22 protein-coding genes and 1 other RNA gene are annotated in these 25,937 nt (G+C 69.2%); 9 read left to right on the top strand and 14 right to left on the bottom strand.

The genetic code is table 11. The features are described from left to right. The first annotated feature begins 118 nt into the window (after window positions 1–118). Window positions 119–1,414 carry an amino acid permease gene (locus tag ACZ5Z2_RS15945; RefSeq protein ID WP_464759539.1) on the top strand — a complete coding sequence of 432 codons (1,296 nt, stop codon included), beginning with the start codon at window positions 119–121 and terminating at the stop codon, window positions 1,412–1,414. Between the two features lie 36 nt (window positions 1,415–1,450). Here ACZ5Z2_RS15945 and ACZ5Z2_RS15940 read toward each other — a convergent pair whose 3' ends face one another. The 7 genes from ACZ5Z2_RS15940 to ACZ5Z2_RS15910 all read right to left on the bottom strand — a co-directional run bounded on the left by ACZ5Z2_RS15940 (window position 1,451) and on the right by ACZ5Z2_RS15910 (window position 8,074). Continuing rightward, entirely contained in the window at window positions 1,451–2,845 is a 1,395-nt protein-coding gene (locus tag ACZ5Z2_RS15940) for a sugar porter family MFS transporter (RefSeq protein WP_464759538.1), read from the bottom strand. 146 nt (window positions 2,846–2,991) lie between these two features. Further along, window positions 2,992–3,897 (bottom strand): SMP-30/gluconolactonase/LRE family protein, encoded by a 906-nt coding sequence (locus ACZ5Z2_RS15935; protein ID WP_464759537.1) that lies wholly within the window; start codon window positions 3,895–3,897, stop codon window positions 2,992–2,994. After that, window positions 3,894–4,661 carry an SDR family NAD(P)-dependent oxidoreductase gene (locus ACZ5Z2_RS15930; protein WP_464761728.1) on the bottom strand — a complete coding sequence of 256 codons (768 nt, stop codon included), beginning with the start codon at window positions 4,659–4,661 and terminating at the stop codon, window positions 3,894–3,896. The genes ACZ5Z2_RS15935 and ACZ5Z2_RS15930 overlap by 4 nt, the downstream gene beginning before the upstream one ends. 5 nt (window positions 4,662–4,666) lie before the next feature. Then, window positions 4,667–5,815 (bottom strand): galactonate dehydratase, encoded by a 1,149-nt coding sequence (gene dgoD, locus ACZ5Z2_RS15925; RefSeq protein WP_464759536.1) that lies wholly within the window; start codon window positions 5,813–5,815, stop codon window positions 4,667–4,669. Then, the gene (locus ACZ5Z2_RS15920; RefSeq protein ID WP_464759535.1) at window positions 5,812–6,441 is read right to left on the bottom strand and encodes a 2-dehydro-3-deoxy-6-phosphogalactonate aldolase; all 630 of its coding nucleotides are present in this window, start codon (window positions 6,439–6,441) and stop codon (window positions 5,812–5,814) included. The genes dgoD and ACZ5Z2_RS15920 overlap by 4 nt, the downstream gene beginning before the upstream one ends. Continuing rightward, window positions 6,435–7,361: a 2-dehydro-3-deoxygalactonokinase gene (locus ACZ5Z2_RS15915; RefSeq protein ID WP_464759534.1), complete on the bottom strand. Its 927-nt coding sequence runs from the start codon at window positions 7,359–7,361 to the stop codon at window positions 6,435–6,437. The genes ACZ5Z2_RS15920 and ACZ5Z2_RS15915 overlap by 7 nt, the downstream gene beginning before the upstream one ends. A 5-nt stretch (window positions 7,362–7,366) precedes the next feature. Further along, window positions 7,367–8,074 (bottom strand): FadR/GntR family transcriptional regulator, encoded by a 708-nt coding sequence (locus tag ACZ5Z2_RS15910; RefSeq protein WP_464759533.1) that lies wholly within the window; start codon window positions 8,072–8,074, stop codon window positions 7,367–7,369. Between the two features lie 327 nt (window positions 8,075–8,401). Between ACZ5Z2_RS15910 and ACZ5Z2_RS15905 the strand changes: the two genes are divergently transcribed. From ACZ5Z2_RS15905 to ACZ5Z2_RS15885, 5 genes are all read left to right on the top strand, one after another. Further along, window positions 8,402–8,818 (top strand): hypothetical protein, encoded by a 417-nt coding sequence (locus ACZ5Z2_RS15905; protein WP_464759532.1) that lies wholly within the window; start codon window positions 8,402–8,404, stop codon window positions 8,816–8,818. Window positions 8,819–8,983: 165 nt separating this feature from the next. Beyond that, window positions 8,984–10,900: a chloride channel protein gene (locus ACZ5Z2_RS15900; RefSeq protein ID WP_464759531.1), complete on the top strand. Its 1,917-nt coding sequence runs from the start codon at window positions 8,984–8,986 to the stop codon at window positions 10,898–10,900. Between the two features lie 229 nt (window positions 10,901–11,129). Further along, entirely contained in the window at window positions 11,130–14,066 is a 2,937-nt protein-coding gene (locus tag ACZ5Z2_RS15895) for a TonB-dependent receptor (RefSeq protein ID WP_464759530.1), read from the top strand. A gap of 135 nt (window positions 14,067–14,201) precedes the next feature. Beyond that, window positions 14,202–15,788 (top strand): glycoside hydrolase family 30 protein, encoded by a 1,587-nt coding sequence (locus ACZ5Z2_RS15890; protein ID WP_464759529.1) that lies wholly within the window; start codon window positions 14,202–14,204, stop codon window positions 15,786–15,788. Window positions 15,789–15,897: 109 nt separating this feature from the next. Further along, entirely contained in the window at window positions 15,898–17,256 is a 1,359-nt protein-coding gene (locus ACZ5Z2_RS15885; protein WP_464759528.1) for an alkaline phosphatase family protein, read from the top strand. Between the two features lie 494 nt (window positions 17,257–17,750). Here ACZ5Z2_RS15885 and rpiA read toward each other — a convergent pair whose 3' ends face one another. Beyond that, window positions 17,751–18,392, bottom strand: coding sequence for a ribose-5-phosphate isomerase RpiA (gene rpiA, locus ACZ5Z2_RS15880; RefSeq protein WP_464759527.1), 642 nt, complete (start codon window positions 18,390–18,392; stop codon window positions 17,751–17,753). A gap of 127 nt (window positions 18,393–18,519) precedes the next feature. On the opposite strand from rpiA, the gene kch reads away from it, so the two are divergent. After that, window positions 18,520–19,728, top strand: a complete 1,209-nt coding sequence (gene kch, locus ACZ5Z2_RS15875) for a voltage-gated potassium channel protein (protein ID WP_464759525.1) — start codon at window positions 18,520–18,522, stop codon at window positions 19,726–19,728. A gap of 737 nt (window positions 19,729–20,465) precedes the next feature. Here kch and ACZ5Z2_RS15870 read toward each other — a convergent pair. The 5 genes from ACZ5Z2_RS15870 to ACZ5Z2_RS15850 all read right to left on the bottom strand — a co-directional run bounded on the left by ACZ5Z2_RS15870 (window position 20,466) and on the right by ACZ5Z2_RS15850 (window position 22,521). Then, a complete protein-coding gene (locus tag ACZ5Z2_RS15870) occupies window positions 20,466–20,903 on the bottom strand; it encodes an EVE domain-containing protein (protein ID WP_464759524.1) in 438 nt (145 codons plus the stop codon). A gap of 149 nt (window positions 20,904–21,052) precedes the next feature. After that, the gene (locus ACZ5Z2_RS15865) at window positions 21,053–21,664 is read right to left on the bottom strand and encodes a 5-formyltetrahydrofolate cyclo-ligase (protein WP_464759523.1); all 612 of its coding nucleotides are present in this window, start codon (window positions 21,662–21,664) and stop codon (window positions 21,053–21,055) included. Window positions 21,665–21,727: 63 nt separating this feature from the next. Further along, window positions 21,728–21,914, bottom strand: a non-coding RNA gene (ssrS, locus tag ACZ5Z2_RS15860) — 6S RNA. A gap of 12 nt (window positions 21,915–21,926) precedes the next feature. Next, the gene (locus ACZ5Z2_RS15855; RefSeq protein WP_464759522.1) at window positions 21,927–22,277 is read right to left on the bottom strand and encodes a cell division protein ZapA; all 351 of its coding nucleotides are present in this window, start codon (window positions 22,275–22,277) and stop codon (window positions 21,927–21,929) included. Window positions 22,278–22,281: 4 nt separating this feature from the next. Beyond that, on the bottom strand, window positions 22,282–22,521 hold the full coding sequence (locus ACZ5Z2_RS15850) for a TIGR02449 family protein (RefSeq protein WP_464759521.1): 240 nt from the start codon (window positions 22,519–22,521) through the stop codon (window positions 22,282–22,284). 88 nt (window positions 22,522–22,609) lie between these two features. Here ACZ5Z2_RS15850 and ACZ5Z2_RS15845 point away from each other — a divergent pair, with 88 nt between their 5' ends. Next, window positions 22,610–23,176: a UPF0149 family protein gene (locus ACZ5Z2_RS15845; protein ID WP_464759520.1), complete on the top strand. Its 567-nt coding sequence runs from the start codon at window positions 22,610–22,612 to the stop codon at window positions 23,174–23,176. Beyond that, entirely contained in the window at window positions 23,173–24,513 is a 1,341-nt protein-coding gene (locus tag ACZ5Z2_RS15840; RefSeq protein ID WP_464759519.1) for an aminopeptidase P N-terminal domain-containing protein, read from the top strand. The genes ACZ5Z2_RS15845 and ACZ5Z2_RS15840 overlap by 4 nt, the downstream gene beginning before the upstream one ends. Before the next feature lie 47 nt (window positions 24,514–24,560). On the opposite strand, the gene pepQ is transcribed toward ACZ5Z2_RS15840, so the two are convergent. After that, window positions 24,561–25,880: a Xaa-Pro dipeptidase gene (pepQ, locus tag ACZ5Z2_RS15835; RefSeq protein ID WP_464759518.1), complete on the bottom strand. Its 1,320-nt coding sequence runs from the start codon at window positions 25,878–25,880 to the stop codon at window positions 24,561–24,563. Window positions 25,881–25,937: the final 57 nt, after the last annotated feature.

Raw genomic sequence — 25,937 nt, 5'->3', positions numbered from 1 at the left:
CCATATAGTTTGAACGGGCGTGTCGTTACTGGATGACCAGCTTCGCGGTTGTGGAACGCCTCCGGCCTGCGCCGGAATGACAGGCAAAGCCAGACTTCCCAACAGGCGGCCATCGACCATGAGCGCAAGCAGACGTCAGATCGGACTGGCCGCCGCCACGGCGCTGGTGCTGGGCAACATGATCGGCTCGGGCGTGTTCATGCTGCCCGCCACGCTGGCGCCCTACGGCGGCTACAGCCTGCTCGGCTGGCTGCTCAGCGCTGCCGGCGCGCTGCTGCTGGCCGGCGTGTTCTACCGCCTCGCCCGGCGCGCGCCGCGTGCCGGCGGGCCGTATGCGTACAGCCGCGAGGCCTTCGGCGACTGCGTCGGTTTCCTGGTGGCGTGGGTCTACTGGTTCTCGACGATCGGCGGCAACGCGGCGATCGCGGTGGCGTTCGCCAGCTACCTCTCCAGCTTCGTGCCGGCGGTGGGCGCCAGCCCGCTGTTCGGCGCGCTGGCCGCGCTGGCGGCGATCTGGGTGGCCACGCTGGTGAACATGGCCGGCGTGCGCAGCGCGGGCGTGGTGCAGGTGGCGACCACGCTGCTGAAGATCGTGCCGCTGCTGGCGCTGGCGCTGTTCGGCCTGGCGCACTTCGATCCGCACCTGCTGGCGCCGGGCAAGGACGCCGGCTCGCCGTGGAACGCCATCAACGTCAGCATGACGGCGACGCTGTTCGCCTTCGTGGGCGTGGAGTGCGCCACGATCCCGGCGGGGCACGTGCGCGATCCGGAGAAGACCATCCCGCGCGCCACCCTGCTGGGCACCCTGATCGCGGCGCTGATCTACGTGGCCTGCACCACGGCGGTGATGGGCATGTTGCCCGCGCCGGTGCTGGCGAAGTCGCAGGCGCCGTTCGCCGACGCGGGGCAGTTCCTGTGGGGCGGCTGGGCGAGCTGGCTGATCGCCGGTGCTGCGGCGATCTCCTGTTTCGGCGCGCTCAACGGCTGGACGCTGATCGCGGGGCAGTTCCCGCAGGCGGTGGCGCAGGACGGCCTGTTCCCCCGGTTCTTCGCGCGCGAATCGCGGCGCGGCGCGCCGGTGCCGGCGCTGCTGGTCGCCGCGGTGGTCAACAGCCTGCTGGTGCTGGCGAACTACACCCGCGGCATGGTCGGCATGTTCACCTTCATGGTGCTGCTGACCACCCTGAGCAACGTGGTCGCCTACCTGTTCTCCGCGATGGCGGACGTGGTGCTGGCGTACCGCGAAGGCCGTCCGGTGCCGCGGCGCGATCCCGTGCTCGCCTGCGCGGCGTTCGGCTTTTCGGTCTGGGCCGTGGTCGGCGCGGGTGCGGATGCGGCGTACTGGAACCTGGTCCTGCTGGTGCTGGGGTTGCCGGTCTACGTGTGGCAGACGCGACGCTCCACAGCCGCGTGACGACCGCCGTTGCGGCGGCCGTCACGGCGGGCGCGGTTACTGCCCGATCTGGCGCAGCGGCTTGCCGGCCATCAGGTTGCGCTCGATCTGCTCCAGCGTGACGCCCTTGGTCTCCGGCACCAGCCACACGGTGAGCGCGACGAACACCACGTTGAAGGCGCCGTACAGCCAGAACGTCTCGGCCTGGCCGATACCGTTGAGCAGCGGCAGGAACGAGAGGCCGACCAGCCAGTTCGCCACCCAGTTGGTGAAGGTGGAGCAGCCGATGCCGAAGTCGCGGCCCTTGAGCGGCTGGATCTCCGAGCACAGCGTCCAGATCAGCGGGCCGGCCGACATCGCGAAGCCCACGATGAACACCAGCAGCATGCCCACGGTGAAGAACTGCTCGCCGTGCGTATGGATGCCCAGCTTCATCATGGTGCCGACCACGCCGAGGCCGATCGCCATCACCACGAAGCCGACGTAGAGGATGGGCTTGCGGCCCAGCCGATCCACCAGGCCGATGGCGATGAAGGTGGCCAGCACGTTGACCAAGCCCACGATGGCGGTGAACCACATCTGCGACTCGGTGTCGTAGCCCATGCCCTGGAAGATGCGCGGCGCGTAATACATCACCACGTTCATGCCGGTGAGCTGCTGCATCACCTGCAGCAGCACGCCCAGCCCCACCGAGCGGCGGAAGTTGGCGTTCTCGAAGAACATGCCCACGCCGCGCTGCGGCGTCTTGAGCTGTTCCTTGATCTCGCCGACTTCCTTGGCGATGGCGTCGCGGTTGCCGAGCAGCTTCTCCAGCACCTGCTCGGCCTCGCCCTGGCGGCCCTTCATCAGCAGCCAGCGCGGGCTTTCCGGCAGGAAGGCCACGCCGAGCAGGAACAGCGCGCCGGGGATCGCGATCACGCCCAGCATCCAGCGCCAGTTGCCCGAGTAGCTGAGCGCGGTGTCGGAGAGGAAGGCGACCAGGATGCCGATGGTGATCATCAGCTGGTACATCGAGATCATCGCGCCGCGGATGGATTCCGGCGCGACCTCGGCGAGATACAGCGGCGCGGTGAAGCTGGCCAGGCCGATGGCGACGCCCAGCACCAGGCGGCCGGCGAGCAGCACTTCCGGCGTCGGCGCCACGCCGCACAGCAGCGAGCCGCCGACAAACAGCACGGCGCCGAGGATCATCGTGCGCTTGCGGCCCAGCTGGCTGGACAGCCAGCCCGCCACCAGCGCGCCCAGCGCGGCGCCGAGCATCATGATGCTGACGATCCAGCCGAGGGTGTCGTCGCTGATGCCGAAGTCCTTCTGCAGGAACTGCTGCGCGCCGGAGATCACGCCGATGTCCAGGCCGAACATCAGGCCCGCCAGCGCGGCGAGGATGCAGACGAAGATGGCGGTGGTCTTGCTGTGCCTCGCGGCGGGCTGTGCGCTGGTGATGCTGCTCATCAAATTCTCCCCGTGGGATGGCGTGCGTGCGGCTTGTTTTTGCCGTCATCCCGGCGAAGGCCGGGATCCAGTGCCCGTCTGCATGAAGTGCAAAGTCACTGGATTCCGGCCTGCGCCGGAATGACGAGTCAGGTCGTCGTCCGTAGTCATGGAGTGTCGCCTACCGGCGGCCTGCCTGCAAAGAATGGTTCGTGCAGTCCGCGCAGGCCCACCCGCGCGGCGAACAGCGCGCCGGCCAGCGGCTCGTTCGCCAACGCCTCGGCGTCCAGGCCGTCGCGGGCGCTGGTGACATAGAGCGTGTCCAGCGCGGCGCCGCCGAAGGCGGGGCGGGTGGGCTGGCGCGTGGGCAGCGGCAGGATGCGATCCACGCTGCCGTCGGCGCGGTAGCGCACCACGCGGCCCAGGCCCCATTGCGCGTTCCACAGGCCACCCTCGGCATCGACGCAGGAGCCGTCCGGCTCGCCCGCGGTGCCGCGCACATCGGCGAAATCGCGCGGGTTGGAAACCGTGTCGGCGTAGTCGCAGCAGCGGATCGTGCGCGTCAGCGAGTCGCAGTAGTACAGCGTGCCGCCGTCGGGGCTGAAGGCGAGGCTGTTGCTGATCGCCACGCCTTCCAGCGGCAGCTTTTCCAGCACGAGGTCGGCATTCAGGCGCCAGAAGCCGGCGATGGGTTGCTTCGCGCCGCTGTCGGCGGGCTCGTGCAGGGTGCCGAACACGAAACGGCCCTGGCGGTCGCAGGCGCCGTCGTTGCAGCGCGTGGGCAGGCCGGGCTCGATGTCGTGCAATGTATGCAGCATGCCATCGACGAGCCGGAAGAACGCCAGCCTGGAGGCCAGCGCCAGCAGCAGCCAGCCGTCCGCCTCGCACAGCGCGAACGAAGCGAGGCGCTCGGGCAGGCGCCATTGCCGCGTCTCGCCGCTGGCCGGCGCGTGGCGCCACAGCGTGGAAGCATGGATGTCCGTCCAGTACAGCGCCTGCGCGCGCGCGCACCACACGATGCCTTCGCCCAGCGTGTTGCGCGCATCGAGCACGGCCTGCATCGGCGCGCTCACACCCAGCCGCCGTCCACGATGAAGGATTGCCCGGTGCACATGCGGCTGTCGTTGGCGGCGAGGAACAGCGCCATGCGCGCCAGGTCCTCGGCCATCAGGTAGCCGGGCAGGCACTGCACGCGCGCGATCTCGGCCTCGCCCTCGGCATCCAGCCACAGCGCACGCTGCTTCCCGGTGATCGCCCAGCCGGGCACCAGCGCGTTGATGCGGATGCGCTGCTGGCCCAGCTCGCGCGCCATGCCGTTGACGAAGCCGTGCACGGCGGCCTTGGCCATCGCGTACAGCGGGTAGCCGGCGTTCTTCTTCATCCAGCCGGTGGAGCCGAGGCAGACGATGGAGCCGCCGCCGAGCTGCCGCATGTCGGGGATCACCGCCTGCGTGGCGAACACCTGGTGGCGCAGGTTCACCGCCACGTTGCGCTCGAACGCTGCGGCGTCCACCTCGGCCAGCGCATGGCGCACGTCGTTGGCGGCGTTGTTGACCAGCACGGCGATGGGGCCGACGTGCGCGCGGGCCGCGCCGATGGCCGCATGCAGCGCATCGAGGTCGGTGAGGTCGCAGCGCAGGAACAGCGGCGCGTGCGTCGCGTCCTTCAAGCCGTCGAGCACGGATTGCGCGCCGGCCTCGTCCACGTCGAGGAAGGCCACCCTGGCGCCCTGCCGCGCGAAATGTTCGACGAAGGAGGCGCCGATGCCGCTGGCGCCGCCGGTGACCAGCACGCTGCGCTCGCGCAGGCTGGGGTAGCTGGCGTAGCGGCCGGCCATCGCGCTCACCACTCCGCCACGCTGCCGTCGGCGTGGCGCCACACCGGGTTGTGCCACTGGTGGCCCACCTTGGCGCGCTCGGCCACGTAGGCCTCGTTCACTTCGATGCCCAGGCCCGGCCCCTTCGGGATTTCCACGTAGCCGTCGGCATAGGCGAACACGTTGCGGTCGGTGACGTAGTCGAGCAGGTCGTTGCTGGCGTTGTAGTGGATGCCCAGGCTCTGTTCCTGGATGAAGGCGTTGTGGCACACCGCGTCCAGCTGCAGGTTGGCGGCCAGCGCGATCGGGCCGAGCGGGCAGTGCAGCGCCAGCCCCACGTCCCAGGCCTCGGCCATCGCGGCGATCTTGCGCGTCTCGGTGATGCCGCCCGCGTGCGAGGGATCGGGCTGGATGATGTCCACGCCGCCGGTCTGCAGCACGCGCTTGAAGTCGTAGCGCGAGTACAGCCGTTCGCCCAGCGCGATGGGCGCAGGCGAGATCGCGGCCAGTTCGGGGATGCACTCCAGGTACTCGGAGAGCACCGGTTCCTCGATGAACATCAGCTTGAACGGGGCCAGTTCGCGCATCAGCACCTTGGCCATCGGCTTGTGCACGCGGCCGTGGAAATCCACGCCGATGCCGACGTGCGGGCCCACCGCATCGCGGATCGCCTGCACGTTCTCCAGCACGCGCTCCACCTTGTCGTAGGTATCGACGTATTGCAGTTCCTCGGTGGCGTTCATCTTCACCGCGGTGAAGCCGCGCGCCACGGCGTCCTGCGCCGCCTTGGCCGTATCGGCCGGGCGGTCGCCGCCGATCCACGAGTACACGCGGATGCGCTCGCGCACCGGGCCGCCGAGCAGCTCGTGCACCGGCTTGCCGAGATCCTTGCCCTTGATGTCCCACAGCGCCTGGTCGATGCCGGCGATCGCGCTCATCAGCACCGGGCCGCCGCGGTAGAAGCCGCCGCGGTAGAGCACGCTCCAGTGATCCTCGATGTGGCGCGGATCCTTGCCGACCAGGTAGTCGGCCAGTTCCTCCACGGCGGCGGCCACGGTATGCGCGCGTCCCTCGACCACCGGCTCGCCCCAGCCGCTGATGCCGGCGTCGGTGTCGATGCGCAGGAACAGCCAGCGCGGCGGCACCTGGTAGACGGTGAGCTTGGTGATCTTCATGCGTGTTTGTCCAAGGTATGCCATACCTGCGCGAAGGCGCGGGCGCGTTGCGTGGTGTCGTCGAGGCTGCGACCCGGCGCGAACAGCGCCGAGCCGATGCCGAAGCCGCTGGCGCCCGCGGCGATCCACGGCGCCATGGAGTCGGGCGCGATGCCGCCTACCGGCAGCACCGGCACGTCGCGCGGCAGCACCGCGCGCCAGGCCTTGAGCACGGCGGGCGAAGACTGCTCGGCGGGGAACAGCTTGAGGCCATCCGCGCCGGCGGCGAGCGCGGCGAAGGCCTCGGTGGGCGTGGCCACGCCGGGCACGCAGAGCAGGCCGGCGGCCTTGGCGGCGCGGATCACCGTGGTGTCCGCATGCGGCATCACGACCAGCCGGCCGCCCGCGTTCGCCACGGCTTCCACATGGGCGGGCGTCATCACCGTGCCCGCGCCTACCAGCACGACGTCGCCCAGCGCCCCGGCGAGCAGGGCGATGCTGTCGAACGGCTGCGGCGAGTTGAGCGGCACTTCCAGCACGCGGAAACCGGCCTCGACGATGGCGCGGCCGGTGGCCACGGCTTCATCGGGCACGAGGCCGCGCAGGATCGCCACCAGCGGCAAGGGTCGGAGCCATGGCATCAGCATGCGCGGGATTCCCTGGAGCGGATGAGGCCGGCTTGCGCCGCCAGTCGCCACAGGCCATGCGCGGCGGCATCGGGGATGGGCGGCGGAAGTTCGACGTCGAACAACGCGGCGGCGCGGCGATAGCGTTCGCACAGGGCGGTGTCACCGATCAGTTGCAGCGGCGCGTCGCGGCGGGCGAGGCCATCGGCCAGCGCGGCGCGGAACTCCTCGCCGATCAGCAGGCCGGAGAGATAGTCGGGCACCGACGCGGGCGCCAGCGCGCCGTCCAGCATCAGCGCGCGGGCGGAGAACAGCCGGCTCAGCGCACCGGCCGCGCTGCTGTCGCGCGCGCTGGCGACGCCACGGGCGAAGGCGTCCGCATCGTCGGCGGCTGCGGCGCTGGTGGCGCCGAGGATGGAGTGTTGCCGCAGCACCGCGAACAGCTCGCCGGTCATCAGGGTGCGGAAGCCGCACACCGCGCCGTCGCGCACCACGGCCCACTTGCTGTGCGTACCGGGCAGGATGAAGGTGCAGGTCGCGCCCAGTTCGGGCCGCAATGCCAGCGCGCCGATCAGCTGGGTCTCCTCGCCGCGCATCAGGTCGGGGCCGCGCGGGTCGCGCAGGCCGGGAACCAGGTGGACGTCCATGCCGTCGGCGGCGCGTACGGCGCCGAGCGCATCGCCGAGTTGCGCGGCGCCTGCGGGAAGATCGAGGTAGGGCATCTCGCGCCAGCCGTTGCGGCTGCCCACCATGCCGCAGGCCAGCCGCGGCAGCGCGGGCCAGCCGGCGGTGACGCCGGCCAGCGCGGCGTCGCAGCCGCCTTCCGGCAGGTGGCGGATGCCCCAGGGGCGCGCGCGCGTTTCCCCGAGCCGGCCCGCTCCGTCGAAGCGGAACGCACGCAGGCTGCTGGTGCCCCAGTCGAGTGCGATCAGGCCGCCCATCGGCGTCAGGTTTTCCTCGAATGGCGGCGGATGTTGCTGCGCGAGTCGCTCACCGTCTTCTGCATCGCCGCGCGCGCCACTTCCGGCTGGCGGCGGCGGATCGCATCCAGCACCTTCTTGTGGTGCGGCAGCGAGTACTTGAAGTCGGCGGCCTTGCGCGCGGACAGCACGAAGTAGCTGCCCAGCGCCGTCTCCACCACCGAGAACAGCGAGATCATCAGTTCGTTGTCGGTGGCGTGCAGCACCGCTTCGTGGAAGGCGAGGTCGGCCTCGGTCCACTGCTCGCGGTTGGTGGCCGCATCCATGCCCGCGTAGGCGGCTTCGATGCGGGCGAGCTGCTCGGGACTGCGCCGCCGCGCGGCGGCGGCGGCGGCGGCGGGCTCGATGATCTCGCGCATCTCGGCCAGCTTCTCCACGAAATCCTCGGTGGGCATGGAGGCGCAGCGCCAGGCCAGCACGTCGGCGTCGAGCTGGTTCCAGTGCACGGTGTCGCGCACGCGGGTGCCGGTCTTCTGGCGCGACTCGATCAAGCCCTTGGCCGACAGCACCTTCATCGCCTCGCGCAGCGCGGTGCGGCTCACCTTCATGCGCTCGGCCAGCAGCTCCTCGCGCGGCAGGTTCTCGCCGGGCGCGATCTCGCCGCCGACGATCAGCCGGCCCAGTTCCTGCACCACCTGGCCGTGCAGGTTGCGCACCACGACGGGTTTCACCATGCCTGTTCTCCCTGACCCGGCCGCGCGTTTCGCGGCTGCAGGTGCTATTTGTACTACATAAACGAGCGACAAGTCGCGGATCGGGCGCAAAGGCGGTCCGAAGGGTTTGCCATGCCCGGAATGCGGGCCGCGGCGGGGAGTATGGGGCAGGCGGCGGTTCCGGGCCGCAGCGCTTGCTTTCGCGGGGGGGCGGGCCTGCCCGGCGACCTTCGTTGCCATGCGGCGCGCCGTTGCGCGGAAGGCCGCTTGCATGGCGTCATCAGCTACGCTGCGCCGGACGCCACGCGCAAGGGGCCGTAGCGATTCATCGATGGCAAGGGGGAGCACATGCTTGGGATTTCGATGTTTGGGGCGTTGGCGGGCTTTGGCCTGGTGTTCGGCCTGCTCATGGTCGTGGCTGGCGTGCTGGTTTCGGCGCTGGTGCTGAGCCTGGCGTACCGGCTGGTGGTGGGGCACATGCCGGACTTCGCGCGGGCGCTGGGCGTGGTGGTGGCGTCGTGGCTGGCGAAGTGGGTGGTGGCGCTGGTTCTTCACGGCGGCGCGGGCAGCATGCTGTCCTGGGTGGCGCAGTTCCTGGTGGGCGCACTGGTCATCAACCTGTTGCTGCTGGCGAAGGACGGCAGCCAGATCGGTTACGGCAAGGCGTGCCTGGTGCAGCTTCTGTGCACGGTGATCTTCGTGGCGATCGGTGTCGTATTGGCGCTGGTGTTCGGCGGCATGATGCTGGGCATGCTGCATCACTGAAGCAGGCGCGGCGCGGAAGGTGAGCGAGTGGCCGCTTTCCTTCCGGCGCCGGCCGTCTGGATGTCCATCGCCGACGGGTCGACCGGCTTCCGCAATATCCTGCCGCTTCGGTTCACAAGGGTTGCGGCGTAGAATTTCCGCCTTTGAGTCGTGACGGATCCTTCCATGACCTCTCCGGCTGACCATCCTCCCGGCCATGCAGACGTGCGCACCGAAGGCAGCACCGACGCGCTGCCGCTGTCGCCCGCGCTGGGCGTGACGCTGGACGCGGCGAAGATGCCGCGCCGCTCCACCCTGGTGGATCGCCGCGTGCTGCGCATCACCGCGGTGTCGGTGGTGCTGGGCATCGGCGCGGCGCTGGTCGCGAAGATCCTCACCATGCTGATCGGCCTGATCACCAACCTGGTGTTCTACGGCCGCGTCTCCACCGCGTTCTCCTCGCCCGCCGACGCGGTGCCGCACCTGGGCTGGTGGGTGGTGCTGATTCCCGCGTTGGGCGGCGTGGTCGTGGGTTTCATGGCGCGCTGGGGTTCGCGCGCGATCCGCGGCCACGGCATCCCCGAGGCGATGGAGCAGGTGCTGCTCAACGAATCGAAGATCCCGCCGCGCATCACCTTCCTGAAGCCGATCTCCTCGGCGATCGCCATCGGCACCGGCGGCCCGTTCGGCGCGGAAGGCCCGATCATCGCCACCGGCGGCGCATTGGGCTCGTTCGTGGGCCAGGTGATGAAGGTCACCGGCAGCGAGCGCAAGGTGCTGCTGGCGGCGGGCGCGGCGGCGGGCATGTCGGCGATCTTCTCCTCGCCCATCGCGGCGGTGGTGCTGGCGGTGGAACTGCTGCTGTTCGAGCTGCGCCCGCGCTCGCTGATCCCGGTGGCGCTGGCCTGCGTGGCCGCCACCGGCATGCGCTACGTGCTGATGGGCACCGCGCCGGTGTTCGCGATGCCGGTGCTGGCCTCGCCCGGCGGCTGGGCGCTGGCCACCTACGTGCTGGTCGGCGCGGTGGTCGGCCTGATCAGCGTGTGGACGACGCGCATCGTCTACGGCATCGAGGACTGGTTCGAGAAGCTGCCGATCCACTGGATGTGGTGGCCGGCGATCGGCGGCGTGGTTGTGGGCGTGATCGGCTACTTCGCGCCGCTGACGCTGGGCGTGGGCTACACCAACATCGAGGACATCGTGAACGGCCGGCTGACGCTGGCGGCGCTGGCCTTCTTGTGCGTGATGAAATCCCTGTCCTGGTCGATCTCGCTGGGCAGCGGCACCTCCGGCGGCACGCTGGCGCCGCTGTTCACCATCGGCGGCGCGCTGGGCGCGATGATGGGCATCGCCGTGGCCGCGCTGGCGCCGCACTTCGGCGTCGACCCGCGCATCGCCGCGCTGGTGGGCATGGCGGCGATCTTCGCCGGCGCCTCGCGTGCGCTGCTCACCGCGGTGGTGTTCGCGTTCGAGACCACCGCGCAGCCGGCCGGCCTGCTGCCGCTGCTGGGCGGCTGCACCGCGGCCTACCTGATCTCCGCGCTGATGATGCGCAACACCATCATGACCGAGAAGATCGCCCGCCGCGGCGTGCGCGTGCCCGCCGAATACGCGGCCGACTACCTCGACCAGGTGGCGGTGGGCGACGCCTGCGCGCGCAACGTGGTGACGCTGAAGACCACGCAGGCGCTGGCCGAGGTGCGCCACTGGTTCATCGAGGGCACGCCGGAAACCCTGCACCAGGGCTACCCGGTGGTGGACGAGCAGGGCCGCGTGAAGGGCGTGCTCACCCGCCGCAGCCTGCTCGATCCGCAATGGCACTACACGCTGAGCCTGGGCGAGCTGGTGACGCGGGCGCCGGTGGCGGTAACCGAGGACAACTCGCTGCGCGAAGCCGCCGACCACATGGTGGCCGAAGGCGTGGGCAGGCTGCTCGTGGTGAGCAGGGACGACCCGCACAAGCTGGTCGGTTTCCTCACCCGTGGCGACATCCTCGCCGCGCACGGCCGCCGCCTGCGCGAGGCGCGGCATTCCTCGCGCTACCTGCGCTTCCGCGACGGCCTCAAGCCGCGGCCGGAGGAGGCGGTGGCCTCGCGCCACTGACCGGCGAAGCACGACGACCGACGGCCCGCGAGGGCCGTTTTCGTGATGCGTGCGACACGGCGCGCCGGATGGTTTGCGCATGCGGGTGAAGATCGTGGATGCTCGCGTGCAGCGTCGCGTGGGTGCGACCCGGCAGGGGCGGGCCGTTTCCTTCACATGGCGTCGTGCACGCTGCGAGGCGTGGCAGGGGGATGACAACAACAAGAGCCACTTCGGGGAGGAAATGCGGATGAATCGTCGACAAAATCGGGCATGGGTCGGGAATGGCGCCGCCTTGCAGCGGCGCAGGCTGGTCGTGGCGTGCGCCGCCGCGTGGCTGTTCGTCGCGCCGGGCGCCGTGGCGCTGGCGCAGGACGCGTCGGGCCAGCCATCGCCGGGGCAGGCACAGCCGAATCCGGCCACCCAGAAAAACGCGAAAACGGAATCCAAGGCCGACAAACAGAAGAAGATCGAGGCCAGCCAGCTCGGCGCCGTGGTGGTGAACGGCATCAGCAGCAGCATCCAGAGCGCGCTGGACACCAAGCGGAATTCCGACGACATCGTCGAGGCCATCTCCGCCGAGGACATCGGCAAGCTGCCCGACGTGAGCATCGCCGACAGCCTGGCGCGCCTGCCCGGCCTGGCCACGCAGCGCGTGAACGGCCAGGCCAGCGCGATCTCGATCCGCGGCCTGTCGCCGGATTTCGCCGGCACCACGCTGAACGGCCGCGAGCAGGCCACGATCGGCGAGAACCGCGGCGTGGAGTACGACCAGTACCCGTCCGAGCTGATCAACGGCGCCACGGTGTACAAGACGCCGGACGCCAGCGTGATCGGCCAAGGCCTGGCCGGTACGGTGGATCTGCAGACCATCAATCCGCTGGATCTTTCCAAGCGCACGATGGTGTTCAACCTGCGCGGCGACCACAACACCAACGGCAGCCTCAATCCCGGCACCGGCACGGGCACCAGTGGCCACCGCGCCAGCTTCTCCTACATCGACCAGTTCTTCGACCACACGCTGGGCGTCGCCATCGGCTTCGCCCAGCTCGCCGAACCAACCCAGCGCAAGCAGTACCAGTCGTGGTGGTGGGGCTCGGACAACGGCAGCACCGGCATGGATCAGAACTGGGGCGCACCCACCGTGCCCGGCATGCCGGACAACGTGAACGCGTTGCAGGGCATGCAACTGCGCTCGCAATCGCAGGACGAGAAGCGCAACGGCCTGATGGCGGTGGTGGAGTGGGCGCCGAACGAGGTGTACTACTCCAAGCTGGACGCGTACTACTCCACCTTCGACAAGCGCGCGTTCAACAACGGCGTGCAGTGGAACAGCAACGTCTACGGCCCGCCCTACGGCGGCATTTCCTATTCCGACGTCGGCACCTCGCCGGGCTCGCCGCTGCCCGTGGCGACCTCGGGCACCATGAGCGGCATCGCGCCCATCCTGCAGAACGAATACACCAAGGAGCACGACAAGCTGTATTCGATCGGCTGGAACAACAAGCTCTACCTCGGCGACTGGACGACCTCGCTGGATCTGTCCACGTCCTCGGCGCGGGTGAAGCTGCACGACGCCTACCTGTTCGCCGGCCTTGCCAACGGCGGCCTCGCCAGCGTCGGCTTCAACATCCCGACAGGCCAGGGTTTCCCCGATTTCAGCCCGGACGCGAACCTGGCCGATCCATCCAGCGCGGTGTTCACCGACCCGGCCGACTACGGCTACAACGGCCGCGAGGAATTCGACAGCCAGTACGACCGCATCCACGCGCTGCGCCTGCAGGTGAGCCATCCGCTGGGCTGGATCTTCAGCAGCATGGATCTGGGTTTCGACTATTCCGATCGCACCAAGACCAAGCATGCCGACGTGAACTTCGCGTGGTTGAACGGCAACGGCAATACCGACGACACCTATCAGTCCGCGATGGGCACGCCGGTCAATTCCGCGTGGCTGTACAACCCGACCTCGCTGGGCTACGGCGGCATTCCCGGCGTCCTCAACTACGACGTGCTGGGCGCGATGTACAGCCAGTTCTACCTCACGCCGGAGAACGGCGCGGGCGACTGGAGCCGCAACTACAGCATCGAGGAGAAGGTGCCGCTGGCCTATGCCAAGTTCAACATCGACACGGATCTGGACGGCATTCCGCTGCGCGGCAACGTGGGCGTGCAGTTCGTGCACACGGATCAGTCCACCGACGCGCTGCAGACCGACGGCAATGGCGCGCTGGTCGGTGCGATCCACGGCGGGACCTCGTACAACAACGTGTTGCCCAGCCTCAACCTGGTCGTCCAGTTGAGCGACAGCCAAGACCTGCGCTTCGGCCTGGCCAAGACCATGACGCGTGGCCGCATCGACGACGAGAAGGTTTCTTCCTCCGCCAGCGTGGCCAAGATCACGGAAGGCCCGCAGGCGGGCCAGGTGGTGTGGTCGGGCAGCGGCGGCAATCCCAAGCTGAAGCCCTACGTGGCGGTGGGCACCGACCTCTCGTGGGAGAAGTATTTCGGCAAGGCCAGCTACGTGTCGGTGGCGGTGTTCAAGAAGAACCTGCTCAACTACATCTACAACAAGACCGTCCTCGACTACGACTTCAGCGGCTACATCAACAACACGCCCACGCTGACGCCGACCAGCAACTACGGCTCGTTCACCACGCCGGAGAACGGCACGGGCGGTTCGATGAACGGCCTGGAGCTGGCCGGCGCGCTGGAAGGGGGCCTGCTCACGCCCGTGCTGGAAGGGTTTGGCGCGCAGATCAACTACTCGCTGACCAACAGCACCATTCCTACCAGCTCCATCTCGTCGATTCCCGGCGGCCCCAAGACGCTGCCCGGCCTGTCGCACAAGGTGGGCAACATCACGCTGTACTACGAGCGCAACGGCTTCTCCGCGCGCATCGCGCAGCGCTACCGCTCTTCGTTCACCGGCGAGGCGGTGGCGCTGTTCGACCAGCTCGGCTACACCAAGATCCTGGCGAACCGGCAGACCGACCTGCAGCTGGAATACGACTTCACCCAGGGCTCGTTCAACGGCCTGTCGATCTTGCTGCAGGTGAACAACCTGTCGAACGCGCCGGATGCCACGGTGCAGTACGCCACGCTTGCCGACAACGAGCCTATCGTGATGCCGCTGGAATACGACACCTGGGGCCGCACCGTGCTGCTCGGCTTCAGCTACAAGCTGTAACGGAAACAGCGTCACGCTGCGGGCCACGGATGGCCCGCGCATCCACTGCATGAAGGGATTTTCCATGGTTCAAACCCGAAACGCGTTGCGGGCCGCCGGTCGCATCGGCATCGTGGCGATCGCCGCACGTTGCGCATGAAGCAAGGCGAGGGCATTTCCGGCCGTGCGGCCCTCGTGCTGGTTGCCTTGCTCACCGCGTGCGCGCTGGCCGCGCTGCGCCTGCCGCTGCGCCTGCCGCCCGCGCCCGCCTTGCTGGTGCCGGCATTGCCGGATGTCCCGCACGTGCAGCTGTGGCTGAGCACGCAGGATCGCCGCCTGCGGCTGGCGCAGCAGCCGGACATCCCCGCGTCCGTCGCCGCCTCGGATGCGGACGTGCCCAAGACCGACATCGTCGTCGACAGCAGCCGCAGCTTCCAGGGCATCGTGGGATTCGGCGCGGCGATGACGGATGCCTCGGCGTGGCTGCTGCGCCACCGGCTGAGCGGTACGCAGCGGCTTGCCTTCATGAGCGAGATGTTCGGCCCGCCGCCGGGGCTCGGCCTCGACATGCTGCGCGTGACCATCGGCGCCTCGGATTTCTCGTTGCAGCCCTACACGCTGGACGACATGCCCGATGGCCAGACCGACCCGGGGCTGGATCACTTCAACATCGTCGCCCTCCAGCAGGACATGCTGCCCGTCCTGCACGAGGCGCTGGTGATCGATCCGCAGCTGCGCATCATGGCCTCGCCGTGGAGCGCGCCGGCGTGGATGAAGAGCGAGGGCAGCCTGATCGGCGGCACGCTGCAGCAGCAGTACGAAGCCGTATACGCGCAATACCTGGTGCGCTACGTCGACGCCATGCGCGGGCAGGGCGTGCCGATCTGGGCGCTGACCGTGCAGAACGAGCCGGGTTTCGAGCCGCTGACCTATCCGGGCATGCTGCTGCCCGCCGATGCGCGCGCGCGCATCATCGGGCAATACCTCGGGCCGGCGCTGGCGAGCCGCCGGCCGCGCACGCTGATCCTCGACTGGGACCACAACTGGGACGCGCCCGAGCAGCCGCTGGCCGTGCTGGGCGACGACGCCGCGCGGCGCTACATCGACGGCGTCGCGTGGCATTGCTACGCGGGCGACGTGAAGATGCAAACCCGCGTCCATCGCGCGTACCCGGACAAGGACGCCTATCTCACTGAATGCTCGGGCGGCGACTGGGCCTCCGCGAAGAACGGCGAGCTGCTGCTCTTCGCGCGCGACATCCTGCTGATGAGCCTGCGCAACTGGGCGCGCGGCGCCATCTACTGGAACCTCGCGCTGGACGAGAACCACGGCCCGCACTCCGGCGGCTGCGACAACTGCAAGGGCATGGTGACGATCGACTCGAAGACCGGCGCGATCCACCGCAACGACGAGTACTACGCCTTCGCCCATTTCAGCCGCTTCGTGCTGCCCGGCGCCGTGCGCGTGTGGTCCACCGACACCGGCCCGGACATCCACAACGTGGCGTTCCGCAACGCGAGCGACGGCTCCATCGTGCTGGTGGCGACCAACGGCACGCGCCAGCCGCGCCAGGTGAGCGTCGCGCAGGGCAGGCTGTCGTTCCGCTACACCATGCCGCCCGAGAGCGTGGCAACCTTCACCTGGGGCACGGAAGTGCCCGCGCACTCGCTGGAGCAGCACTTGCGCCAGTTGTTCGACAAGGCGTGGCGCGCCATGGCGCCGGATGCGGCGGGCGCGCACTGATGCGCCGCCGGCCGACACGGCGCGACACGGCGCACCTCGCCGGCGCCCTGCCCGTTTCTGCGGGAGCGGCGCCGCAACCGAAAGCACTTGCACGATGGAGAATGCTGCGATGAGTCCAAGCAACGTTTCGCTGCGCGCGCTGGCCATGGCCGCGCTGGTCGCCGGCCTCGCCGCCTTGCCGGCCTGCGCGCAGGCGAAAGCCGCGACGCGTCCCAAGGTGGTGGTGATCAGCCTCGACGCCTTCGGCGCGCGCAGCCTGCAGGAACCCGACCTGCCGGCGCCGACCCTGCACGCGCTGATGCGGCAGGGCGTGCACGCCGTCTCGATGCAGCCGATCAATCCCACCATCACCTGGCCCAACCACACCAGCATGGTCACCGGCGTCGATGCCAGCCGGCACCACGTGCTGGTCAACGGCCTGATCGTGGATCAGCGCGGCGCCACGCCGCCGCGCATCGACATGAAGGCGCCGAAGTCGCAACTGGTCGCCGTGCCCACCGTGTACGACGCCGCGCATGCGGCGGGCCTGGTCACGGCCGAGGTGGACTGGGTTGCCGTGATGGACGCGCCGACGATCACCTGGCGCTTCCCCGAGAACCCGGATCCCGATGGCGCGATCGAGCAGGATCTGGTGCGGCAGGGCACGCTCACGCGCGACGAGCTGGTGCACTTCGGCCGGCCCTCGCAGGCCTGGCGCGACCTCATGTACACGCGCGCGGCCGTGGACATCATCCGCAAGCACCACCCCGACCTCATGCTGCTGCACCTGCTGGCGCTGGACAGCATCGAGCACGAAACCGGCTACGGCAACAATGCCGGGCGCAACACCATCGCCTTCCTCGACGACCGCGTGAAGGAAGTAGTCGATGCGGTGCGCGCCGCCGGCGAACTGGACAACACCACCTTCATCGTCGTCTCCGATCACGGCCAGCAGAGCGTGCGCCTCCTGCTCAACCCGAACGTGCCGCTGCGCGATGCCGGCCTGCAGTCGGACGGCGCGAGCCAGCCCGCGTTCGCCATACCCGAGGGCGGCTTCGCGCTGGTGTTCCAGAAGAACGCCACCGATGCCTCGCGACAGGCGTTGAAGCAGCTGTTCGAGGGCAAGGCCGGCATCCGCGCCGCGCTGACGCCGGACGAGGCGGCGAAGCAGGGCTGGCCGGTGCCGGCGACCTCGAACCAGGCGCCCGACCTGCTGCTCTATGCGGCCGACGACTACGAGTTCGACGACAAGAACGCCACGCAATACGACGCGCCCACGCTGGAAGTGGGCGCGCATGGCTACCCGAACACGGATCCGCTGATGCAGGCGATCTTCATCGCGGCGGGCGCGGGCATCCGGGGCAAGGGCGTGGAGATTCCCGCGTTCCCCAACGTGGACATCGCGCCGACCATCGCGCGGTTGCTGCACATAAAGTTCGATGGCGTGCAGGGTAGGCCGCTCACGGGGATTCTGACGCCGGGCCGCTGAGACTTTCTCTCCCCGGAGTCAGGTTCCTGCCCGTCATCCCGGCGAAGGCCGGAAGCGCTTCACAACAGCGAAGCTGGTCATCCAGTGGCGATCACGCCTGTTCTAACGATAAGAGCCCTGGATTCCGGCCTGCGCCCACTGTTGTCCTGAATAATCTGGGGATGGTGTCGAAGGATGAAGGCCCGCGCCGCTTGCACGAAGCATTGCGAGAAGGCGACTTCATTTCCGATAACGACCACCTATCCAGACTGTCATCCCGGCGAAGGCCGGGATCCAGTAGCGACCATGTTCGCTCAGGCCGCACGGCCACTGGATGACTCGCTTCGCTCGCCCCTTCGGGGCCGCCCTTCGGGCGTTCTGCGCGCTTCGCGCTTGTCCGGCCTGCGCCGGAATGACGAGAAAGACCGCGGCCACGAATGTTCAAAATTATTCCGGACAGTAGTGGGCCTGCGCCGGGATGACGAGCCAAAGCAAAGCGCCCCGGATGGACAGGATCAGATTTCCCTGTCCCCCACCAGCACCACGTCCGCCGGGCGCTGCGCGAACAGGCCCACGGTGACCACGCCGGCGAGCTGGTTGAGCTGCTGCTCCAGCGCCACCGGGTCGGCGATGCGCCAGCCGTGCACGTCGATGATCCAGTTGCCGTTGTCGGTGGTCACGCCGTCGCGCCACACCGGCTGGCCGCCCAGCTTCACGATCTCGCGGCTCACCAGGCTGCGCGCCATCGGGATCACCTCGATCGGCAGCGGGAACTTGCCCAGCACGTCCACGCGCTTGCTGGAATCGATGATGCAGACGAACTTCCGCGCTGCCGCCGCCACGATCTTCTCGCGGGTGAGCGCGGCGCCGCCGCCCTTGATCAGGCGCCGGTGCGGATCGCATTCGTCGGCGCCGTCGATGTAGATGTCGAGCGGGCCGGTGGCGTTGAGGTCGAGCACCTCGATGCCGTGCTTCTTCAGCTGCGCGGTGGACTGCTCGGAGCTGGACACCGCGCCCTTGATGCGATCCTTCATGCCGGCCAGCGCGTCGATGAAATACGCCACCGTGCTGCCGGTGCCCACGCCCACGATGGAGCCGTCCTCGACGTAGCGCAGCGCGGCTTCGCCGGCGAGTTTCTTTTCGTTGGGCTGGTTCATGGCGGCACCGCAGGCTGGAAAGGGCGCCATGATCCCCGATTTGCCCGCGCACCGCACGCGCCGATTTGGCAGCCGCTGCGGCAGTTGCTACGGTGATCGCCTGTCAGGGAACCGGGGATCGCGCATCGTGTGGCTGAGGACGACACGGCAACGCTGGCGTGCCAGCCTGCAGCGCGTGCAGCGGCTGCTGCACATGCCGTACTGGTTTCCGCACGTCCCGCTGGCGCTGCTGCTGGGGCTGGGCGCGCTGGCGCTGCTGCGGCTGGACTTGGGCGCGGACTGGCAGCGCTATCTCGCGCGTCTCGCCGACGGCCAGTTCGACCTCAAGCCCAGCGTGCTGCCGCCGCTCTTGATCGGGCTGGGCCTGCTGACCATGGCGATCGGCCTGCTGCTGCGCTCGCGGCTGGCCTGGACGATGGCGCTGCTGCTTGCCGCCACCGCGCTGGTGAACCTGCTGCTGGGCGCGCACCACGCGTACGTGCTGTTCGCCTACTTCGTGCTGCTGCTGGCGGCGCTGCTGGCGGCGTGGCGGCATTTCAGCCGTTCCAGCGTGGCGGCCAGCACGCTGTTCGCGCTGACCTCGGTGGCGATGCTGCTGATCTACGCCACCTTCGGCGCCTACTACCTGGGCGCCGATTTCCGGCCGGCGATCACCGACCTCACCACCGCGTTGTACTACGCGATGGTCACCATGAGCACGGTGGGCTACGGCGACATCGTGCCGGTGACGCCGGAGTCCAAGCTGTTCACGGTGTCGGTGATCGTGCTCGGCGTGGCGGTGTTCGCCACCTCGCTGACCGCGGTGATCGCGCCGATGGTGAGCCGCAGCCTGCAACGCATCGTCAACCGCAAGGGTTCGGGCATGAAACGGGAAAACCACTTCGTGGTGATCGGCAACTCCTCGCTGGCCATCAACACCTGGCGCGAGCTGGCGCGGCGCGGCCGCCCGGTCACCCGCCTGCTGCGCGAGGCGCCGTCTGACGGCGAACTGGCCGGCGTCGACGTGGTCGTCGGCGACCCCAGCAACCTCGACGTGCTGCGCCAGGCCGGCGCGCACAAGGCCGAGGCCGTGCTGGCGATGATGGCGGACGATTCGGAAAACGCCTTCGTGGTGCTGGCGGTGAAGGAACTGGCCGGCAGCGCGCGCACCGTCGCCGCGGTGAACGACGCCAGCCACCTCGGCCGCATCAAGCTGGTGCAGCCGGACGTGGTGATCGCGCCGCAGGTGCTGGGCGGCGAGCTGCTGGCAATGCTGCTGTCGGGGGAAGAGGTCACGGGGGACTTCGTGCTGCAGCGGGTGTTCCAGCAGGCGCCCGCGGTGCCGGGCAAGGGGTGATCTCCGCTTCGTGTGCTGTGGCATCGCCTGCCTGCGAAAGTGTTCTCTGTTCGCAAAGTTCAAGGCGGTTTCGTGCCGCTGCCGCGGCGCGAGCTACTTCTCTTTTGCTTGTCCAAAAGAGAAAGTAGCCAAGAGAAAACGACACCCCGCGGCTGCCCGGTCGAAAAGGCATCGCCTTCCGTGGCGATGCCCGCTGCGCGGCCTGATCGTCCCTGTCTCACCGCTGCATAGGCGCTCCGGAAGAGCGGCGCGCTCCCTGCGCGCAGAAACTACGGCCAGAGCAGGGCCAATGTAGGGCGAGCCGTCCACGCTTCAGTCCGTCATTCCGGCGTAGGCCGGAGGCGCTCTACAACAGCGAAGCTGGTCATCCAGCGACGGCAAGGCCTGAACGAGCGTGACCGCCACTGGATCCCGGCCTGCGCACACTGCTGTCCGGAATAATCTGGGGACGGTGTCGAAGGATGAAGGCCCGCGCCGCTTGCACGAAGCATTGCGAGAAGGCGGCTTCATTTCCGATAACGACCACCTATCCAGACTGTCATCCCGGCGAAGGCCGGGATCCAGTGGCGGTCACGCTCGTTCAGGCCGCACGGCCACTGGATGACTCGCTTCGCTCGCCCCTTCGGGGCCGCCCTGCGGGCGTTCTGCGCGCTTCGCGCTTGTCCGGCCTGCGCCGGAATGACGAGCGGGAAGATCCTCAGCGCCTGTTAACGACCTCCCCATGGTCCGCGCCGCCATCACTCCAACGCGAGGATGTGCTCCCAGTGCGCCGCCTCCATCGGCTGCACCGACAGCCGGCTGCCCTTGCGCAGCAGCACCATGCCGTCCAGCGCAGGATCGGCCTGCAGCTCCTTCAGCGTGATGGTGCGCTTGAGCTTCTTCACGAACTTCACGTCCACCAGCATCCAGCGCGGGTTGTCGCGCGAGCTGCCGGCGTCGAAGTACTTGCTCTTGGGGTCGAACTGGCTGGGATCGGGATAGGCGTCGGTGGCGACCTGGGCGATGCCCACGATGCCGGGCTCGGCGCAGTTGGAGTGGTAGAAGAACACCTTGTCGCCCACGCGCATGCCGTCGCGCATGTAGTTGCGCGCCTGGTAGTTGCGCACGCCGTCCCAGGCTTCCTGCTTCTTGCGCTTGAGGTCGTCGATGGAGAAGGCGTCCGGCTCGGACTTCATCAGCCAGTGGGAAGGGCGCGGCGTCCCCGATGCCTCGCCGTCATTCCGGCGCAAGCCGGAATCCAGTGCCTTGGCTTTTGCCGTGCGAGAGCCGCTGGTTCCCGGCTTGCGCCGGGATGACGAAGGCGATGCGGGTTTGCCTGAAGCATTCATGCGTGTGTTCCCTGGTCGAGGGCGTGGCAGTCGATCAGTTCGCGGTCGGTGGCCACGTAGTCCAGCGGCACGTCCCACGGTTCCGCATCGAGGTTCTCGACTTCCTGGAAGTCGTAGGCCACGCCGACCAGCAGCGGTTCGGTGGGGCGCGCCTGATCCTTGAGGAAGGCGAAGCTGCGGTCGTAGTAGCCGCCGCCGTGGCCGAGGCGGTGGCCACGGCGGTCGAAGGCCAGCAGCGGCACCAGCACCAGGTCGAGCTGGAACGGCGCGAACCATTCGCGCGGGGCCACCGGCTCGGGGATGCCGTAGCGGTTCGGCGCCACGTCGTCGCCGTTGTTCCAGGGCGCGAAGTGCAGCTCCTTGTTCCTGGCCAGCAGCGGCAGCAGGAAGCGCTGACCGCGCGCCGCCAGCGGCGGGATGGCGAGGTTCAGCGGCAGCTCGCCGCCGGTGGCCCAGTAGCCGGCCACGCGCACGTCGGTGAGGTATTCGGGCAACTGCTCCAGCGAGCGGCGCAGGCCCTGCGCGGCGGCGATGCGCGCCGGCGGCGGCAAAGCGCGGCGGCGTTCGGCCATCTGTTCGCGCAGGTTTCGGCGATGGGCGGCGTCCAAAGGGCTTGTCTCCATCGAAAAACGCCCCGTCAGTCGTGCGACGGACGGGGCGCGGAAAAGGTGGCGTCAACCGCGATGCCGCTGCCCACCAAACGACCTTGATCCACGATGGATCAGGTGGGAGGGCGACATGGCCTCAAGGCTTTCCGCACGCGGCGGACATGCACAACGACCGATGAAAAGCCGACCCGGGGCCGTATTTAGGAACAAGGCAAATGTAAGAGTGTGCCGGCGCACACCGCAGAAAACGCCGGAAGCGATTTTAGGCTTTCGGGAACAAATCCGCCACCGTGCTCGATGCCGGTGCGGCGGCGCCTTCCAGCGCGAATTCCAGCCGCTGCCGCAGCGCGGCGAGGCGGTGTGCGGTGTGCTGGCCGTCGCCACCCTGCTGCTTGCGCAGCGCCAGCAGTTCGTGGGTCATGCTCACCGCGGCGAGCACAGCGAGCCGCTCGAAGCTGGGCGCACGGGCGTTGGCGCGCAGCTCGCGCATCTTGCGGTCGAGCAGGGCGGCGGCTTCCACCAGTCCCTCGCGCTCTTCCGGCGCGCAGGCGATCAGGAATTCGCGGTCGATCAGCCGCAGCGCGACCGGGTCGTTGTTGCCGGGTGTAGTCATTGCTTCAGCCATTGCCTTCTAGCGACTTCAGCCGCTGGATCATCGCCTCGACCCGGCTGCGCGCCTGTTCGTTGCGCGCGAGCAGGTTGGCGCGTTCGCCCGACAGCTGCTCCTGGCTGTGCCGCAGGCTGCGGTTTTCCTCGCTGAGCCGGCGCACGGTGTCGAGCAGGCGATCGACCTGGCGGCCAAGCGCTTCCAGTTCAACCTGGACGGGATCGGGCGGGGCGGCATCGGCGGGGTTCATGCATGGAACTATATCAGTACGTCGTGGCCGAAACGGGGCAGCGCCGCGCCTGGCGTAGAATGAACGGCCATCCCCGAGGAACCCCGCCATGCCGGTCAACGAACCGCTCAGCCACGACCAGTTGGACGCGCTGATCGTGCGCCTGCGCCTGGGCGTGGACGCCAGCGAGCTGCACGGCTCGCTGTGCGGCTACCTCGCCGGCGGCGCCAGCCTGAATGGCGGCAAACTTCTGGCCGCGCTGGAGCTGGAGGGCGCCGAAGGCATCACGCCTGCCGCTGCCGACCAGGCCGTGCTGGACGCCCTGTTGAAGCAATGCCGCGATGCGCTGGCCGATCCCGAGCTCGGTTTCGAGCCGCTGCTGCCGGACGGCGACCGCCCGCTGGACGAGCGCGCCGAAGCGGTGGTGGACTGGTGCCGCGGCTTCCTCGGCGGCTTCGGCCTCGCCGGCACCGACGCGCACGCCAAATTGTCGGACGATGCGCAGGAAGTGCTGCGTGACTTCGGCACCGTCGCCGCCTCGTCCTTCGATTTCGGCGACGCCGCCGAGGACGAGGACGCGCTGATCGAGGTGCAGGAATTCCTGCGCGTGGGCGCGCTGCTGCTGTACACCGAGTCCGCCGGCCGCGGCCAGTCCGGCAGCGATCGCCTGCATTGAGCGCACCCGCCGACCGCATCCACGCGCCGGCCATCGCGGGCGAGGAATACGCCCGCCGCCGCCGCCAGCTGATGGCGATGGCCGGCGAGGACGCGGTGCTGCTGGTCGCCGCCGCGCCCGAACGCCTGCGCAACGCCGACGCCGCGTGGCCGTACCGGCAGGATTCGGACTTCCACTACCTCGCCGGCTTTCCCGAGCCCGACGCGGTGCTGGCGCTGCTGCCCGGCCGCCTGCACGGCGAGGCGGTGCTGTTCTGCCGCGAGCGCGACGCCGAACAGGCGCGCTGGCACGGCCCGTCCATCGGTACCGAGCGCGCGGTGGCCGATTACGGCATGGACGACGCCTTCCCGATCGACGACATCGACGACATCCTGCCCGGCATGATCGAGGGCCGGGCGCGCGTGTACTGCCACTTCGGCCGCGAGCCCGCGTTCGACGCGCAGCTGCTGGGCTGGATGCGCCGCCTGCGCCAGCTGCGCGGCGGTGGCGTGGTGCCCAAGGAATTCGTGGCGCTGGGCCACCTGCTGCACGACCTGCGCCTGTACAAGTCGCGCGCCGAACTCCGGCTGATGCGCGCCGCCGCCGGCATCGCCGGCGAGGCGCATCTCGCCGCGTGGCGCGGCGCGCTGCCGGGCCGCCACGAATACGAAGTGGAAGCCGAGCTGCTGCACGCCATGCGCAGCCGCGGTGCGGTGCCCGCGTTCACCCCCATCGTCGCCGCCGGCAGCAACGCCTGCGTGATGCACTACCAGTACAACCGCGCGCGGCTGGCCGACGGCGACCTGCTGCTGATCGACGCCGGCGCCGAGCTGGACTGCTACGCCAGCGACATCAGTCGCACCATCCCGGTCAACGGCCGCTACGGCCGTGAGCAGCGCGCGCTGTACGAGGTGGTGCTGGCCGCGCAACTCGCCGCCATCGACGAGGTGCGGCCGGGCCAGCCGTTCGACGCCGCGCACCACGCCGCGGTGCGCGTGCTCGCCGAAGGCCTGTGCGCGCTGGGCCTGCTCGCGGGAGACGCCGACACCGCCATCGCCGAAGGCGCCCACCAGCGCTTCTTCCCCGGCAAGACCGGCCACTGGCTGGGCCTGGACGTGCACGACGCCGGCGACTACCGCATAGCCGGCGCCTCGCGCGTGCTGGAGCCGGGCATGGTGGTGACGGTGGAGCCTGGCCTCTACGTGCCGCCCGACGACGCCAGCGTGGACGAGCGCTGGCGCGGCATCGGCATCCGCATCGAGGACGACGTGGCGGTGACCCGCGACGGCTGCGAGGTGCTCAGCGCGGCGGTGCCCAAGGAGCCGGTGGAGATCGAGGCGCTGCTGGCGGGGCGTTGAAGCGATGGCGCTGTCCAGCGCGCCGGGCGCGCGGACGGCTGGGGCGTTCAGTCGAGCGCTGCGAACGCATCGCGCGTGAGGTTTTCCGGTTCGCCATCGGTGCACACCACGTCGTCCTCGATGCGGATGCCGCCGTAGGGGCGGAAGGCGTCCACCCTGGCCCAGTCGATGTCGGCGGCGACGGGCTTGTCGCGCAATTCGGCCAGCAGCATGTCGATGAAGTACAGACCGGGTTCGATGGTCACCACCATGCCCGGTTCCAGCGCGCGGGTCATGCGCAGGTAGGGATAACCGGCGGGGCGCGGGATGCTGCCGCCGTGTTCGCCCTGCTGGAATCCGGCCACGTCGTGCACCTGCAGGCCGATGGAGTGGCCGAGGCCGTGCGGGAAGAACGCGCCGGTGACGCCGGACTCCACCGCGCCCTCCGCGCTCATGCGGATGAGGCCGTGCTCGCGCAGCACATTGGCGATGACGTGATGCGCGTGGATGTGCAGCTCGGGGTAGCCCTGGCCCGCGCGCACCTTGGCCACGAAACCCTGCTGCGCGGCGTCCATGCTGGCTATCAGCGCCTGGAATCCGGCGTGGCCGTTGGCCGAATAGGTGCGCGTGATGTCGCTGGCGTAGCCCGCGCAACTGGCGCCGGCGTCGATCAGGAAGGCGCGGTGTTCGACGGGCGGCATGCGGTCGAAGTGCATGTAGTGCAGCACTGCGCCGTGTTCGTTGAGGCCGACGATGCTGGCGTAGGGCAGCTCGGCGTCGGTCTGCCGCGCGGCGGCGAGGTAGGCGAGGTGGATGCCGAATTCGCTTTCGCCCGCGCGGAACGCGGCTTCCGCCGCGCGGTGCGCGCGGGCGCCGATGCGGCTGGCTTCGCGCATCAGTTCCAGTTCGTAAGGCGTCTTGTAGCTGCGGTACCAGTGCAGGCAATCCAGCACGGCTTGCGGGTTGTTCGCCGGCAGGCCTTCGATGGCGGGGCAGGCCGGCGCAATCACCGCGCCGCGGCCTTTCGGCAGTTGCGCCACGGCTTCCTCCGCGCTGCGCACGGTGACGATGTCGAAGTGCTCCACCCAGTAGCCGTGCGGTGCTTGCGGTACCACGTGCCAGTAGTCGCGCGGCTGCACGAACACCAGCTTCGGCTTGCTGCCCGGCGCGTAGGCGATCCAGCTGCCGGGCGCGTCGGCCAGCGGCAGCCAGTGCCTGAAGTGCGGATTGGCGACGAACGGGTAGTCCTGGTCGTCGAGGAACTTGCCCGGCGGCGTGCCCGCGGCGACCAGCAGGTGGTCGAAGCCGCCCAGCGCCAATGCACGGTCGGCGCGCGTGCGCAGGGCGGCGAGGTGCGCGGGATAGAGCGAGGCGAGCGGCGCGTTCATGCGGGTTCCGGGACGTTGGGCGGTCTGCGAGTTTAATCCGTCCATCCGGTGCTCCCG

Source organism: Rhodanobacter sp. G1, assembly GCF_055397855.1.
Note: the sequence above shows the minus strand (reverse complement) of the source record. Positions and strands in the feature narration are given on the sequence as shown.